Origin of the sequence: Rhizobium sp. CC-YZS058, from assembly GCF_034720595.1 — a bacterium.
Lineage (GTDB): Bacteria > Pseudomonadota > Alphaproteobacteria > Rhizobiales > Rhizobiaceae > Ferranicluibacter.
The window spans coordinates 3,424,069-3,437,633 of the sequence record NZ_JAYESJ010000001.1; the positions used below are offsets into that span (position 1 = coordinate 3,424,069).

The 13,565-nt window shown below is 65.8% G+C and carries 13 protein-coding genes and 1 tRNA gene; 10 read left to right on the plus strand and 4 right to left on the minus strand.

The features are described from left to right. Positions 1-34: 34 nt before the first annotated feature. Positions 35-418 carry a DoxX family protein gene (locus tag U8330_RS16385; RefSeq protein ID WP_323106313.1) on the minus strand — a complete coding sequence of 128 codons (384 nt, stop codon included), beginning with the start codon at positions 416-418 and terminating at the stop codon, positions 35-37. Between the two features lie 175 nt (positions 419-593). Here U8330_RS16385 and U8330_RS16390 point away from each other — a divergent pair, with 175 nt between their 5' ends. Both U8330_RS16390 and U8330_RS16395 read left to right on the plus strand, forming a co-directional pair. Further along, positions 594-1,298 (plus strand): Crp/Fnr family transcriptional regulator, encoded by a 705-nt coding sequence (locus tag U8330_RS16390; RefSeq protein ID WP_323106314.1) that lies wholly within the window; start codon positions 594-596, stop codon positions 1,296-1,298. 139 nt (positions 1,299-1,437) lie between these two features. Then, complete coding sequence (locus U8330_RS16395) at positions 1,438-1,863, plus strand: hypothetical protein (protein ID WP_323106315.1); 426 nt, start codon at positions 1,438-1,440, stop codon at positions 1,861-1,863. On the opposite strand, the gene U8330_RS16400 is transcribed toward U8330_RS16395, so the two are convergent. Then, the gene (locus U8330_RS16400; protein ID WP_323106316.1) at positions 1,864-2,898 is read right to left on the minus strand and encodes a proline racemase family protein; all 1,035 of its coding nucleotides are present in this window, start codon (positions 2,896-2,898) and stop codon (positions 1,864-1,866) included. It lies immediately after the preceding gene. 234 nt (positions 2,899-3,132) lie between these two features. Between U8330_RS16400 and U8330_RS16405 the strand changes: the two genes are divergently transcribed. The 8 genes from U8330_RS16405 (at position 3,133) to U8330_RS16440 (ending at position 11,518) form a co-directional block, all read left to right on the plus strand. Continuing rightward, positions 3,133-3,942, plus strand: a complete 810-nt coding sequence (locus U8330_RS16405; RefSeq protein ID WP_323106317.1) for a phosphodiesterase — start codon at positions 3,133-3,135, stop codon at positions 3,940-3,942. 28 nt (positions 3,943-3,970) lie between these two features. After that, on the plus strand, positions 3,971-4,285 hold the full coding sequence (locus U8330_RS16410) for a YkgJ family cysteine cluster protein (protein WP_323106318.1): 315 nt from the start codon (positions 3,971-3,973) through the stop codon (positions 4,283-4,285). A gap of 180 nt (positions 4,286-4,465) precedes the next feature. After that, entirely contained in the window at positions 4,466-8,170 is a 3,705-nt protein-coding gene (gene putA, locus U8330_RS16415; protein WP_323106319.1) for a trifunctional transcriptional regulator/proline dehydrogenase/L-glutamate gamma-semialdehyde dehydrogenase, read from the plus strand. Between the two features lie 137 nt (positions 8,171-8,307). Further along, positions 8,308-8,907 carry a YigZ family protein gene (locus U8330_RS16420; RefSeq protein ID WP_323107326.1) on the plus strand — a complete coding sequence of 200 codons (600 nt, stop codon included), beginning with the start codon at positions 8,308-8,310 and terminating at the stop codon, positions 8,905-8,907. A gap of 97 nt (positions 8,908-9,004) precedes the next feature. After that, positions 9,005-9,436, plus strand: coding sequence for a DUF1810 domain-containing protein (locus U8330_RS16425; protein WP_323106320.1), 432 nt, complete (start codon positions 9,005-9,007; stop codon positions 9,434-9,436). 97 nt (positions 9,437-9,533) lie between these two features. Next, complete coding sequence (locus U8330_RS16430; RefSeq protein WP_323106321.1) at positions 9,534-10,250, plus strand: class I SAM-dependent methyltransferase; 717 nt, start codon at positions 9,534-9,536, stop codon at positions 10,248-10,250. A 151-nt stretch (positions 10,251-10,401) separates the two neighbouring features. Further along, complete coding sequence (locus U8330_RS16435; protein ID WP_323106322.1) at positions 10,402-10,554, plus strand: hypothetical protein; 153 nt, start codon at positions 10,402-10,404, stop codon at positions 10,552-10,554. Between the two features lie 121 nt (positions 10,555-10,675). Beyond that, positions 10,676-11,518 (plus strand): glycosyl transferase, encoded by an 843-nt coding sequence (locus U8330_RS16440; protein WP_323106323.1) that lies wholly within the window; start codon positions 10,676-10,678, stop codon positions 11,516-11,518. Positions 11,519-11,650: 132 nt separating this feature from the next. On the opposite strand, the gene U8330_RS16445 is transcribed toward U8330_RS16440, so the two are convergent. Beyond that, a tRNA-Arg gene (locus U8330_RS16445) sits at positions 11,651-11,727 on the minus strand. A 175-nt stretch (positions 11,728-11,902) separates the two neighbouring features. Further along, a complete protein-coding gene (locus U8330_RS16450; RefSeq protein WP_323106324.1) occupies positions 11,903-13,384 on the minus strand; it encodes a HAMP domain-containing sensor histidine kinase in 1,482 nt (493 codons plus the stop codon). Positions 13,385-13,565: the final 181 nt, after the last annotated feature.

The window sequence follows — 13,565 nt, forward strand, 5'->3', positions numbered from 1 at the left end:
GTTCTTACATGTCCTGGGAGGGACAGGGAACAGATCAGGCGCGACGGGCGTCGACCGAAAGCGTGCTCGGACCGAAGGCTGCCAGAACCAGGAAACCACCGGCCATGGCGAGGTTCTTCTGGAAGTTGATCATCTGGCCCATGTCAGCAAAATCGGCATGAGCGATGAAAGCGGTGGCAACGCAGAAGACCGCCAGCAGATAGGAGGTCGGACGGGTAAGGAAACCGGCAAGGATGAAGAGGCCGCCGACCAGCTCGACGAGCGACACGATCACCGCGGTAACCATCGGGACCGGAAGGCCCATGGAGCCGAAATAGCCGGCGGTACCGCCAAGATTGGTGATCTTGCTAAAGCCGGCAAGGATGAAGATGATGGACAGAAGAATGCGGCCGATCAGAACGATAAGGGGCTGCGACATGGATGTGGGCTCCGCTGTGACGAGTTCGATAGGAGCTGTGTAGCAGCAAAGCCGAAGCTGCGAAGCCAAGCGCTTACGCGACACTTTGTTCAAGGTAAGTGAACGATGTCGCCTTGCTGTCAACCTGCCAGGTCGCAACAAGCAACGGGGTTGACGCCGTCGAGGAGGGAAAGAGATGAGCGAGATCAACCGCAGCCCGGCCTTCTGGCGGTCCTTTTCGATTTTCGAGGAATTCGACACCGAAACGATCACGCTGCTTTCCGGCATTGCCACGCACCGCAAATGGCAGCAGGGCGCCATGATCTTCCAGCGCGGCGATGCGGGCCACGAGATGATCGCCGTCACCTCCGGTCGCATCAAGATCTCGCTCCTGACGCCGCAGGGACGCGAACTCCTTCTGCGCCATATCGAGCCCGGTTCGCTGTTCGGCGAAGTGGCGCTGCTTGACGGCAAGCACCGCTCCGCCGATGCCACCGCCCTGGTCGCGACGGAAGGCTATGTCATCGCCCGCAAACCGTTCCTCGACCTCATCACCCATCGCCCGCAAGCCGGCGAGGCGATCCTGCGTTATCTCTGCTCCATGCTGCGCGACACGACCGAGCGGCTGGAAACGATTGCGCTCTACGATCTCAACTCCCGCGTAGCCCGCTTCTTCTTGGCCACGCTGAAGCAGATCCACGGGACGGAGCTGCCTGAAAGCGCCAATCTGCGCCTGACGCTGAGCCAGGCCGATATTGCCGCTATTCTGGGCGCGAGCCGACCGAAGGTGAACCGCGCGATACTGACGCTCGAGGAAAACGGCGCGATCCACCGTCATGACGGTGTCATCACCTGCCATATCGGCTTGCTCCAAGCGTTCGCGGAGCCGGAGGAGGCTTGAGCACTGCCGGAACTCGTTGCACCCCTGTCCGGCATTAACCCTGCCGGCTCTCCTCCGCTTTCTCGGCTGTTTCCCGCGGAACAGTCGTGACTCTCGTTCGTTCGTAAGGTCGCATCACAGTGAAACGAGACTTACGACGATGAACCCGTCTTCTGCCCGCCGATTTGCCGCCGCTCTCCTGGTCGGCCTCCTGCCCAGCCTTTCCGCCCTTGCCGGCGACCGCGTGTACCACAGCCCGGCCGAACAATGCGATGCCGAGGCCGGCAGCGCCGCCGATGCCGCCCGCAATACGGCCTTCCCGCCGGTTTCTGCCGAGCAGATCCGCATCGGGGTGGCGCTCTCTGCCTGCCGCGAGGCCTACAAGCATGGCGGCACGCCGCGTTCTGCCTACCAGCTCTCCCGTGTGCTCGAGAAGGCGGGACAGCGCGAGCGCGCTGTGCCGATCCTCAAGGAAGCGGCGGATGCCGGTTACGCAGCCGCACAGGCCGAATTTGCGTCGATCGGCAACGGCACCGAACTTGCCCGCGAGGTCAGCCTGCTGACCAAGACGGCACGGCTGCGCTGATCAGCGGATCTGCCCGGCCTCCGGCCCCCAGGTATCGGTCAGCGCGAAGCCGTCGGCCAGCGGATCGAACGGGTCGAGCGCAACCTGATGCAAGCCGAAGGTCCAGCCGCGTCCCGAAATGGTGGGGATGATGGCCTTGCGCCCCGCCACCTCGGTTTCGCGCTCCAGCCCGACCTTGAACTCCGATCCGATGATCGAGCGCGAGGTGAAGACATCGCCGGGTTTGGCGAGGCCACGGGCATGCAGCGTCGCGAGATTGGCGGAGCTGCCCGTTCCGCAGGGCGAGCGGTCCACCCGTCCCGGCCACATGGTGGTGCAGGTGCGCACCGTGCCGTCCTCCTCGGTCTGGCGGAACATGACATAGGCGACGCCCGAAATTTCCGGGATCTCGGGATGAACCGTCGGGATCGTGCGGTTGACGAGCTCCTTGATGGCCATGCCGGCCTCGACCAGACGGCGGGCATTGGCCTTTTCGATCGTCGTGCCGATCTGGTGAACATCGACGAGCGCATAGAAGATGCCGCCGAAACACAGGTCGAGCGTGATGCGGCCCCAGTCCGGTGTGTCCAGCCCCACGTCCAGCGCCTCGACGAAGGATGGCACCATGGTCAGCGTCACCCGCTCGCAACGCCCGTCGCGGCAACTCGCCGTCGCCTTGACGAGACCGGCCGCCGTGTCGAGCATGACCACGGTTTCCGGCTCCTTCATCTCCACGATCCCGGATTCGAGCAGCGCCGTCGTGACACAGATGGAATTGGAGCCGGACATGGCATGGGCCTGATCGGCCTGCAGGATGATGAAGCCGGCATCGGCTTCGGGCCGCTTCGGCGGCACCAGAAGATTGACCGAGCCGATCGATGCGGCACGCGGCTCCAGGCACAGGAAGCGGCGCAGGCTGTCATCCACCGTGTTGATATGGTGCAGCTGCTCGGCGATGCTGTTGCCGGGGATCTTCGGCACGCCGCCGATCGCCACCTTGCCGATCTCGCCCTCGCAATGCACGTCGAGCAATTGGATCGTGCGCTTCCATCTCATGGCGGCTCTCCCTGGGCATGCCTCAAATTCCGGCGGCCATCGACCGCACCGCCGCCGTTGATAGCCCGGTCCGTCAGTCCTGCCTAGCCCACCAGAATCCCGCCAAGACAGCTTGCTCCGCGCGGGCCTTCGGCTAGTCTGGCGCCGGTTCGCCCACCTCCACTCCGTCAAAGATTCATCCGCCCGACATGATCGCGGCCTATGCCACGCTCAGCCCCTAATGATCGAAGCGCCATGACCAAGCTCATCCTGCTCACAGACCTGCATATGGTGCCCGAAGGGCATCGCATCATCGGGCTCGACCCCTACCAGCGGCTGGAGGCCGGCATCGACCACATCAACCGCCACCATGCGGATGCAGACCGGGTGGTGGTAACGGGCGACCTTGCGCATCATGGTGACGAGCCATCCTATCGCCGCTTGAAGACGCTGCTCGACCGGCTGGTGCCGCCGCTCTCCATCACCATCGGCAACCACGACCAGCGCCCGGTTTTCCAAAACGTCTTCGGCGACGCCGCGCGCGACGAGAACGGGTTCGTGCAGTCCGTCATCGACCTTCCCGATTGCCGATTGGTCGTTCTCGATTCCGTCGCGCTTGCGACCTATGGCAACCCGCATGACCACGCAGGCCTTCTCTGCCCGGCGCGGCTTGCCTTTCTCGAACGAAGCCTGGCGGAGGCGAATGGTCGCCCGGTGCTGCTTTTTCTTCACCATCCGCCGCATGAGACCGGCTTTTCCGGCATGGATGCGATTCGTCTTCGCAATGAGGACGCTTTCTATGCAGCCATCGAGCGGCAGGGCGGGGTGCGCCATATCTTTGCCGGTCATGTCCACCGCACCATTTCCGGCTCGCATCGCGGCATCGGCTTTTCCGTGTTCAAGAGCACGGTGCACCAGCAGCCGATGCCCTTCGACACGCCGGACACATCGCTCTCCGTCGACGAGCCGGCCGCCTATGGCATTGCGCTGGTGACGCGCGACGGCATTCTTGTTCATACAGAGGATTACGAGATCGCCGTTCGACACAATCTGCGTATCGCCTGACCGTGGGTTTTCGTGCTACAGGCCGGGCATGAGCCCAGCCGTGCCCGGTGATGATTTCGACTGCCAGACCTGCGGGGCCTGTTGCGCCTATTCGGCCGACTGGCCGCGCTTTTCCATGGAAAGCGACGCGGAGCTGGCGCTCATTCCAGAAGAGTTCGTTGCCGCCGACTTCAGCGGCATGCGCTGCGAGAACGACCGGTGTTCGGCGCTCGATGGCACGCTCGGCCAGCATGTGGGCTGCCGCATCTATGCCGTGCGCCCCCAGGTCTGCCGCACCTGCCTGCCCGGTGACGACGAATGCCTGACCGCGCGCCAGGCGCTCTCGACCCGCGTGCTTCTCTAGGATCGACCGAGCCTTTTCCGAATGGCCGCACGAAATGCGGCGTGATGGCGCCTAGACCATGAAAGATGCGGCGATCGGTCGATTTTTCCGGATGGCGATTCGGCAAGCTCCTCCTTATTTTTGCTGCATCACCATCCTCCCGCCAGGCCGGTTCGGCCTTGCGCCTCGAAAGGCCCGCTCATGAGCCCGCTGCAGACGAAGCCGATGCCTGTTTCCGCGCCGGAACCCTTTGCCGACTTCGCACCGCCGGTTGCCGAGCGCTCGGCCCTGCGGCGGGCCGTGACCGCCGCCTATCGGCGCAGCGAACCGGAGTGCCTCGCACCTCTGCTCTCCGCCGCCACCCTGCCGGATGCGCTGCGCCTGAAGGCGCGCGAAACGGCGCGCGGACTGATCACCGCACTGCGGGCCAAGCACAAGGGCTCGGGCGTCGAAGGGCTGGTGCATGAATATTCGCTGTCCAGCCAGGAGGGCGTGGCGCTGATGTGCCTGGCGGAGGCGCTGCTGCGCATTCCGGACATGGCGACCCGCGACGCGCTGATCCGCGATAAGATCGCCACCGGCGACTGGCGCGCCCATATCGGCGGCGGCCGCTCGCTCTTCGTCAATGCCGCCACCTGGGGTCTGGTCGTGACCGGCAAGCTGACCTCGACCGTCAACGACCGCAGCCTTTCAGCTGCGCTGACGCGGCTGATTGCGCGTGCCGGCGAGCCGGTGATCCGCCGCGGCGTCGACATGGCCATGCGCATGATGGGCGAGCAGTTCGTGACCGGCGAGACGATCGGCGAGGCCTTGAAGCGCGCCCGGCCGCTGGAGGCCCGCGGCTTCCGCTATTCCTACGACATGCTGGGCGAAGCGGCGACGACGGCCGCCGATGCCAGGCGCTACTATGCCGATTACGAGGCGGCGATCCACGCGATCGGCAAGGCCGCCAATGGCCGCGGCATCTATGAGGGCCCCGGCATTTCCATCAAGCTCTCTGCCCTGCATCCCCGCTACAGCCGCGCCCAAGCAGCGCGGGTGATGAGCGAGCTTCTTCCGCAGGTCAAGGCGCTGGCGCTGATCGCCAAGGGCTATGATATCGGCCTCAATATCGATGCCGAAGAGGCGGACCGGCTCGAGCTGTCGCTCGATTTGCTCGAATCGCTGCGGCTCGACCCTGCGCTGTCCGGCTGGAACGGCCTCGGCTTCGTGGTGCAGGCCTATGGCAAGCGCTGCCCCTTCGTGCTCGACGTCATCATCGATCTCGCCCGGCGCTCCGGCCACCGCATCATGGTGCGCCTCGTCAAGGGGGCCTATTGGGATGCCGAGATCAAGCGGGCGCAGCTCGACGGCCTCTCCGATTTCCCTGTCTTTACGCGCAAGCTCCACACCGACGTGTCCTACATCGCCTGCGCCCGCAAGCTGCTCGACGCCCGCGCGCTCGTCTTCCCGCAATTTGCGACGCACAATGCCCAGACGCTGGCGACGATCTATGAGCTGGCAGGACCGGACTTTACGGTTGGCGACTATGAGTTCCAGTGCCTGCACGGCATGGGCGAGCCGCTCTATGACGAGGTGGTCGGCACGGACAAGCTGAACCGGCCCTGCCGGATCTATGCCCCGGTCGGCACGCATGAAACGCTGCTTGCCTATCTCGTCCGCCGGCTTCTCGAAAACGGTGCCAATTCCTCCTTCGTCAACCGGATCGCCGATCCCGCCATTTCGGTGGATGAGCTGGTGGCCGATCCGGTGGAGCTTGTGCGCGCCATGCCGCAGCCGGGCGCCCCGCATGACAAGATCCGCCTCCCGCATGCGCTGTACGGCACGCGCAGGAACGCCGCCGGCCTCGACCTTACCAACGAAGACGCGCTGGCGAGCCTCTCGCAGTCCCTGAAGGGCAGCCTGTCCGAAGACTGGCGCTCTGCCGGTCCCAATGCCGCCGGCCCTGCCCGCCCGGTGCTGAACCCCGCCGATCACGGCGATGTCGTGGGTGACGTGGTCGAAGCAAGCGAGGAGGAGGCGCGCGCAGCCCTTGCCGTCGCCACCCGTGCCGCCGCCGGCTGGGCCGCGACGCCGGCGCAGGAGCGCGCCGCCTGCCTGCTGCGTGCCGCAGACCGGCTGGAGACCGACATGCCGCGCCTTCTCGGCCTCATCATCCGCGAGGCCGGAAAGTCCGCCGCCAATGCAATTTCCGAAGTGCGCGAGGCCGTCGATTTCCTGCGCTATTACGCCGAGCAGGCCGGCCGGACGCTCGGCCCCGGCCATGGCGCGCTGGGCCCGATCGTCTGCATCAGCCCATGGAACTTCCCGCTGGCCATTTTCACCGGCCAGGTGGCCGCCGCCTTGGTGGCCGGCAACCCGGTTCTGGCCAAGCCGGCCGAGGAGACGCCCCTGATCGCCGCCGAGGCCGTGCGCCAGCTGCATGCCGCCGGCGTGCCGAGCGACGTTCTGCAGCTTCTGCCGGGCGACGGCCGCGTCGGCGCCGCGCTCGTGGGGGCAGAGGGCGTCGCAGGTGTGATGTTTACCGGTTCGACCGAGGTGGCGCGGCTGATCCAGGCCCAGCTTGCAAGCCGCCTTTCACCCACCGGCCGGCCGATCCCGCTCATCGCGGAAACCGGTGGGCAGAACGCGATGATCGTCGATTCCTCGGCGCTTGCCGAACAGGTGGTCTTCGACGTCATCGCCTCCGCCTTCGACAGCGCCGGTCAGCGCTGCTCGGCATTGCGCGTGCTCTGCCTGCAGACCGACATCGCCGACCGGGTTCTCGCCATGCTCAAGGGCGCGCTGCAGGAACTCTCCATCGGCCGTACCGACCGGCTGAGCGTCGATATCGGCCCGGTGATCACGGCAGAGGCCCGGCAAACAATCGAGGCGCATGTCGCAGCCTTCGCGGCCCGGGGCGCCCGGGTTGACCGCCTTGCTCTGCCGCCCGAAACCGCCGCCGGCACCTTCGTCGCGCCGACCATCATCGAGATCGGCGCGCTGTCCGAGCTCAAGCGCGAGGTCTTCGGTCCGGTCCTGCATGTGCTGCGGTATGAACGGGCCGATCTCGACCGGCTGATCGACGATATCAATGCCACCGGCTATGGCCTGACCTTCGGGCTGCACACCCGCCTCGATGAAACGATTGCCCATGTGACGAGTCGGGTAAAGGCCGGAAACGTCTATGTGAACCGCAACGTCATCGGCGCGGTGGTCGGCGTCCAGCCCTTCGGGGGCCGGGGTCTTTCGGGAACCGGGCCGAAGGCGGGCGGTCCGCTCTATCTCGGCCGTCTGGTCGCCCGGCCGCCGGTGCCGCCGCAGGTGAGCTCGGTCCATACAGACCCCGCTTTGCTCGATTTCGCCAAATGGCTGGACGGACGCGGCGCACGGGCCGATGCGGAAGCCGCGCGCGAAACCGGCAGCCAGTCGGCACTCGGTCTGACGAGCGAGCTCGCCGGCCCGGTCGGCGAGCGCAACCTCTACGCCCTGCATCCGCGCGGCCGGATCCTGCTGAGGCCGCAAACGGTGACGGGGCTGACCCGGCAGATCGCCGCGGTTCTGGCGACCGGCAACAGTGCCGCGGTGGACCTCTCCGGCGTCGAAACCGGGGGGCGGGGTGAGATCGAGGCCTTCATCCGCGCCCTGCCGGCTTCCCTCTCTGCCCGGGCGGAGATCACGCGCGATGCCGCTGCCGCCGGGCCCTTCGCCGGCGCCCTGATCGAGGGAGAGGGAGAGACGGTCGTGGCGGCCACCACCGCGATTGCCGGCCTGCCTGGTCCGCTCGTTCTCGTGCAGGCAGCCGGCACGACGGCGTTGCGCGACGACCCGGATGCGATCTGCCTCAACTGGCTCCTGGAAGAGGTGTCCACCAGCATCAACACGGCCGCCGCCGGCGGCAATGCGAGCCTGATGTCGATCGGCTGAGGACACGCCGACGCAGACAGTCGACGCGGAAACGCTGGGCGGCCTGCTTGGTCGCCCGGTGGGCGGATCGCCCCTCTCTGCGGCGCTCGGGCAGAAGGGTTCTGGCGCGCTTGAGCGCCAGGCGCTATCACCGGCACATGTTGACGCTTGCCGCCCCGCATCGCTTTGCCCAGGAGATCCGCAAGAGCCGCTTTCTGGCTCTTGCCGCCCCGGTTGCCGACGAGGCCGAGGCGCGGGCTTTTCTTGGCTCCCGGTCGGACCCGGCGGCCAGCCATAATTGCTGGGCCTACAAGATCGGCCCGGTCGTTCGCGCCTTCGACGATGGCGAGCCTTCCGGCACGGCCGGTCGCCCGATCCTGCAGGCCATCGACGGCCAGGGGCTCGATGGCGTGGCGGTACTCGTCATCCGCTGGTTCGGAGGCATTCTGCTTGGCAGCGGCGGTCTGATGCGCGCCTATGGCGGAACCGCCGCCGCCTGCCTGCGCGAAGCGGAGAAGGACGAAAGGGTCGCCCGGGTCGAGGTGGAGATCATCTGTCTCTTTCCCGATCTCGCGCGGCTGAAGGCCCGGCTGATCCAGGCCGGCGTGCTGCTGACGGCAGAGACCTTCGATGCCGCCGGCGCAAGACTCACCGCTGCCCTGCCGGAGGCGGAGACGGAGCGGGTCGCCGTGCTCGTCGGAGACATGACCCGCGGCCGCGGCACGATGCGCCGAACCACGCTGCCAAGAGAGGCGTGAACGAAACGCGCGGATGCGTGCTCCTGAACGCGAGCGTCGAGGGAACAATCCTCCAAAGTTGCGCTTTCGCGCCTATCTGCATCTTTAGGATTGAGCCGTGCCCGACCCCTTCCACCTTGCCCGCTTCATCGAAGCCCAGCGCGGCGTTTACGAAACAGCGCTGGCCGAACTCCGATCCGGCGTGAAGCGCAGCCATTGGATGTGGTTCATCTTTCCGCAGATCAAGGGGCTTGGACGCTCGTCGACGGCGCAGCATTTCGCGCTCTCCGGCCTTGCCGAGGCACAGGCCTATCTGGCGCACCCAACCCTGTCCGGCCGCCTGCTTGCCTGCACGGACGCAGTCACGGCCCTGCCGGGCAGGCCCACGGCGCGGGACATCTTCTCAACCCCCGATGATCTGAAGTTCCGCTCGTCCATGACCCTGTTTGCGGAAGCGGCGGATGATCCGGCTCCCTTCGAGGCGGCGCTCCACCGCTATTTCGCCGGCGAAAAGGATCCGCTGACGCTGGATCTCCTCGACGCTTCCTGACAGAGAGCGCCCGCTCGCCGGCGCGCGCCCCTTTTCAAAAGGGCGCCCTTCCGATCATAGTCCCTAAAACAGAGACTCACGATCGATGGCGGGAAAGATGCAACAGCGGGAAGAGTATGGCCTTGATGCACCGGGTGTCCTGCGTCGGCTTGTCCTGATCGGCCTGGCGTTGGGGCTGGCCGGGCTCGCGGCACTGGACCGCTTGCCACTCCTCGGCCTCTCCCTCCTGCCAGCCGGTCTTGTCTGTCTTGCGATGGCGGGGTGGATGCTGGCCTCCAGCCTCTGGCTGAAACGCCGCCTGGTCCAGACCCTGCTCAACCAGCGCATCTGGCGCGGCGATGAGACCATTCTCGATATCGGCAGCGGCCGCGGTCTTGCAGCCGTCAATGCCGCCCGACGTGCCCCTGCAGGCCATGTGCATGCGCTCGACCTCTGGCAGAGCGCCGACCTCAGCGGCAACGGACCGGAGGGCCTGCGGCGCAATGCCGAGATCGCCGGCGTGGCCGGGCGGCTGACGATCGACACCGGCGATGCACGCTCCCTTCCCTATGGCGATCAGCGCTTCGATGTTGTTCTCTCCATGACCGCGCTTCACAACATCGATACGGCGGAAGGCCGCGCGCAGGCGATCGTCGAGCTCTTGCGTGTCACTCGCCCGGGCGGCCAGATCCTGCTGTTCGACATTGGATATGCGCCCGCCTATCGCAGGCAGCTGTCGACGCTTGGGGCGCGCGATGTCATGCTGTCGCGTCCGGTTTTCCTATGGGGAATCGCCGGCCACAGGCTTTCCGCCTTCAAGCCCGCCGAAGACTGAGGAAAGCGCGGCGCGACGCCGCCGCACGCGGGATGCTGAACCCAGGAAGCGCCCCCGGCTGATCGCGCTTGGGAACCAAGGTCCGGACCATCCGTTCTCTGCGCTCTGCCGGGCGAACGATCTCGGCCGTCTCATCGCAAGGAGATGCAGAATGGAAAACAACATCTGGCTTTTCGCCACCGCCGGCGGCGCTCTCATTCTCGGCCTCGCCATCGCCTATGGCATCATGGCACGCCGACGCCTGAGCGGCGTTGAGAAGGCCATGCAGAAGCGCCGGGTCGAGGAACTCTACGACAAGCGCTGAGACGGCGGACCCGCCCGCCGGTTGACAGAACAGACTTACCCACGGCAATGAACACTTACGTTAGTGATCATTAACGGCTGCCGGGTCCATCCGGCGCCGTTCAGCCGTGCGGGGAATGCCCATGAACGACGTCCTCAGCGCCTCCGGGGGCGTCAAGCAGGTCATATGCATCAACTGGGGCACGAAATACGGCGCCAAGTTCATAAATCGGCTCTATGGCATGGTGGCGCGCAACATCACGCCGCCCTTCACCTTCACCTGCTTCACCGACACGCGGGACGGGCTGAACCCGAACATCCTGTGCGAAGATCTCCCGCCCCTGGCCGTCAGCGCCATGCCGGTCAACACGCCGGGCATCTGGAACAAGGCGCGCCTCTGGGGCCCGAAACTCGGTAGCCTGAAGGGGCCGGTTCTGTTTCTCGACCTCGACCTCGTCATCGTGCGCTCGCTCGACGCCTTCTTTGAGGTCGGATCGGCCGAGGATGTGGTGATGACGCGCAACCAGACGACGCCGTTCGAAAAGCTCGGTCAGACCTCGCTCTACCGCTTCCCGGTCGGCAAGCTCTTGCCGCTGCAGGAGGCCTTCTGCGCCAATCCGCAAGGCATCGCCGACCAGTACCGGTTCGAGCAGCGCTTCGTGACCAAGAATGCGCCGGGCGGCCCGCGCTTTTATCCGCGCCGCTGGGTCCTGCATTTCCGCCAGGACTGCCGCCAGCCGCTGCCGCTCAACTATCTCTTCGCCCCGAAACTGCCGAAAGACGCCCGCGTCGTCATCTTCCCCCGCACGCTGCGCCCGGAAAATGCGATTCTCGGCAAATTCTACAACAACGGCGCAACCACGATCCGCGACCATCTGGCCCGCACCTTCGACAAGACCCGCCGCAAATCCAGCGACACCCCCTTCTCCCACCTGCGCCACTACATCAAGCCGACGAAATGGGTGGAAGACAACTGGCGGGAGTGAGCGCCCGGGCGAAGGCCGGGCTTGGCGGTCTGGGATTTGTAGGAAAAGAGGACAACCGAGCTGGGCTCAATCAAGCCTGAAAACGATCCGGCTTCGCCGTCCGTTCGGCATCATCACTGCTTGGAGGAGAAATGGCGCACCCGAAGAGATTCGAACTCCTGACCCCCAGATTCGTAGTCTGGTGCTCTATCCAGCTGAGCTACGGGTGCGTGTTGCAGCGGCGTTTGCTGCGTTGGGCGGTTCTCTAAAGGGTGGTTGGGGGGAATGCAAGCCTCTTTCGGCGGCTTGGCCAAAAAAACCGGGAGGGGGCATGGGCGATACAGGCAGCGGAGGGCGCAAAGCCCGATCCGGCAAGGGTTTCGGGCTCGCGCATTTTTGTGCGGCTTAGGGATGCTGCAGCGAGCGGAAGGCGTCCAGCGGAACGGGGCGGTCGGGAAGTTCGATGCGGAAGAGCGTGCCGGGCGTCGGCTTTTCCACGAGCGCGATCGTGCCGCCATGGGCGAGCACCAGTTCGCGCGCAATGGCCAGGCCGAGACCGGTGCCGCCGGACCGTGCGGAGCCGCGAAAGGCCGCGAAAAGGTTTTCCCGCGCCTTGGCGGGCATGCCGGGACCATTGTCGTCGATGGTGATCGAGACGACGCTGCCGGTGCGCAGGGCCGTGACGGTCAGCACCTTGCCCGCCTCAGGCTCCCCGGCCTCCAGCGTCAGCGCCTGGACCGCGTTGCGGCAGAGATTGTGCACCACGCGGAAGAGCTGCTCGCTGTCGGCATCGATGGCCAGCTCCTCGGGAACGGCGACGCGAACTTCGATTCCCGCCTTCGGATCGACCGCCAGAACCTCCAGCACGTCGGCCACCAGCGGCTTGAGCGGCAGGAAGCGGCGGCGCGGCTCGGCTTCCGTGGTGCGGCCATAGGAGAGCACCTCGCGCGTATAGCCTACCGCCCGGTCGATGGTGCGCAACAGCGTCGGGGCGAAGCGCTTGACCACCGGGTCGTCCACATCGGCCAGCCGGTCGGAGATCAGCTGGGCGGAGGAGAGGATGTTGCGCATGTCGTGATTGATCTTGGACACGGCAAGCCCGAGATCGGCGAGGTTCTTCTGCTGCTTCAGCGTTCGCTGCAACTGACGCTGCATATCCGCCAGATGCCGGCCGGCCACCGAGAGTTCGTCGTCGCCCGACTGCGGGATCATCACCCGCGTGGGATCGGCGGGGTCGGCGGCGAAGGCGCGCATATTGGCGGTCATGCGCCGGATCGGCAGGATCATCACCCGGTTGATGACGAGAAAGATGAGGCCCGCGGTAAACAGCGAAATGCCGATCGAGACGATGAAGACATTGCGGGCATAGGTCAGCATCGCCTTGCGCAAGCTGCGGTCTTCCATCACGAGCTCGATGATCGTGTCGCTCTCGCCGATCGGCCCGTAGAAGCGGATGGTCCGATTGCCGCCGAAGAGGAGCGTGTCGAAGGCATCGCGGATCTCGGCAAGCGGCGAGACGGCGGCAATGTCATATTGCGCATCCACCTCCGGCGGAACGTCGATGGCGGCGATCAGCCGGGCTTCCTCGGCGCGGCGCAGCGCGATCGCCTTGGTGCCGGTGGCGATCAGCGTATCCTCGCGCACCGGGCCGGAGAGCTGCATGTTCTGCAGGCCATCCACCACCACCGCAGCGGCCGCGGCGGTGTTCAGCCGGTCCTGCATCCAGCGTACCCGCATCATCGCGACGGAGGGAACGAAGATCAGGACTTCGGCGATCATGACGAAGAGAACGGTGAGAAGCAGAAGACGGCCGGACAGGCTTGCGAAAAAGCCGGTGCGCGGCTCGGCCTCGCCCAGAACAGTCTCTTCGCCCGCTTCGATCGTCATTCCCGCCTTGCCTTCGCGGCGACGCACCGCGCAACACCGGCCCTTATCATAGGACAGGCGAACGGAATGTCCAAGGCGAGCACGGCCTCGACCCCGCCGGCAAGGCGCGGGAGCGAGGCATTCGCGATGATCGCGCATAGAGATCTGCCGGCGGGAGTAGATTTGAACTCCCGCCCGGCAG

Excerpts from the sequence above, each read along its gene's own strand:
- U8330_RS16385 (WP_323106313.1), bottom strand. The coding sequence starts at position 418 with ATGTCGCAGCCCCTTATCGTTCTGATCGGCCGCATTCTTCTGTCCATC.
- U8330_RS16390 (WP_323106314.1), top strand. The coding sequence starts at position 594 with ATGAGCGAGATCAACCGCAGCCCGGCCTTCTGGCGGTCCTTTTCGATT.
- U8330_RS16395 (WP_323106315.1), top strand. The coding sequence starts at position 1,438 with ATGAACCCGTCTTCTGCCCGCCGATTTGCCGCCGCTCTCCTGGTCGGC.
- U8330_RS16400 (WP_323106316.1), bottom strand. The coding sequence starts at position 2,898 with ATGAGATGGAAGCGCACGATCCAATTGCTCGACGTGCATTGCGAGGGC.
- U8330_RS16405 (WP_323106317.1), top strand. The coding sequence starts at position 3,133 with ATGACCAAGCTCATCCTGCTCACAGACCTGCATATGGTGCCCGAAGGG.
- U8330_RS16410 (WP_323106318.1), top strand. The coding sequence starts at position 3,971 with ATGAGCCCAGCCGTGCCCGGTGATGATTTCGACTGCCAGACCTGCGGG.
- putA (WP_323106319.1), top strand. The coding sequence starts at position 4,466 with ATGAGCCCGCTGCAGACGAAGCCGATGCCTGTTTCCGCGCCGGAACCC.
- U8330_RS16420 (WP_323107326.1), top strand. The coding sequence starts at position 8,308 with ATGTTGACGCTTGCCGCCCCGCATCGCTTTGCCCAGGAGATCCGCAAG.
- U8330_RS16430 (WP_323106321.1), top strand. The coding sequence starts at position 9,534 with ATGCAACAGCGGGAAGAGTATGGCCTTGATGCACCGGGTGTCCTGCGT.
- U8330_RS16435 (WP_323106322.1), top strand. The coding sequence starts at position 10,402 with ATGGAAAACAACATCTGGCTTTTCGCCACCGCCGGCGGCGCTCTCATT.
- U8330_RS16440 (WP_323106323.1), top strand. The coding sequence starts at position 10,676 with ATGAACGACGTCCTCAGCGCCTCCGGGGGCGTCAAGCAGGTCATATGC.
- U8330_RS16450 (WP_323106324.1), bottom strand. The coding sequence starts at position 13,384 with ATGACGATCGAAGCGGGCGAAGAGACTGTTCTGGGCGAGGCCGAGCCG.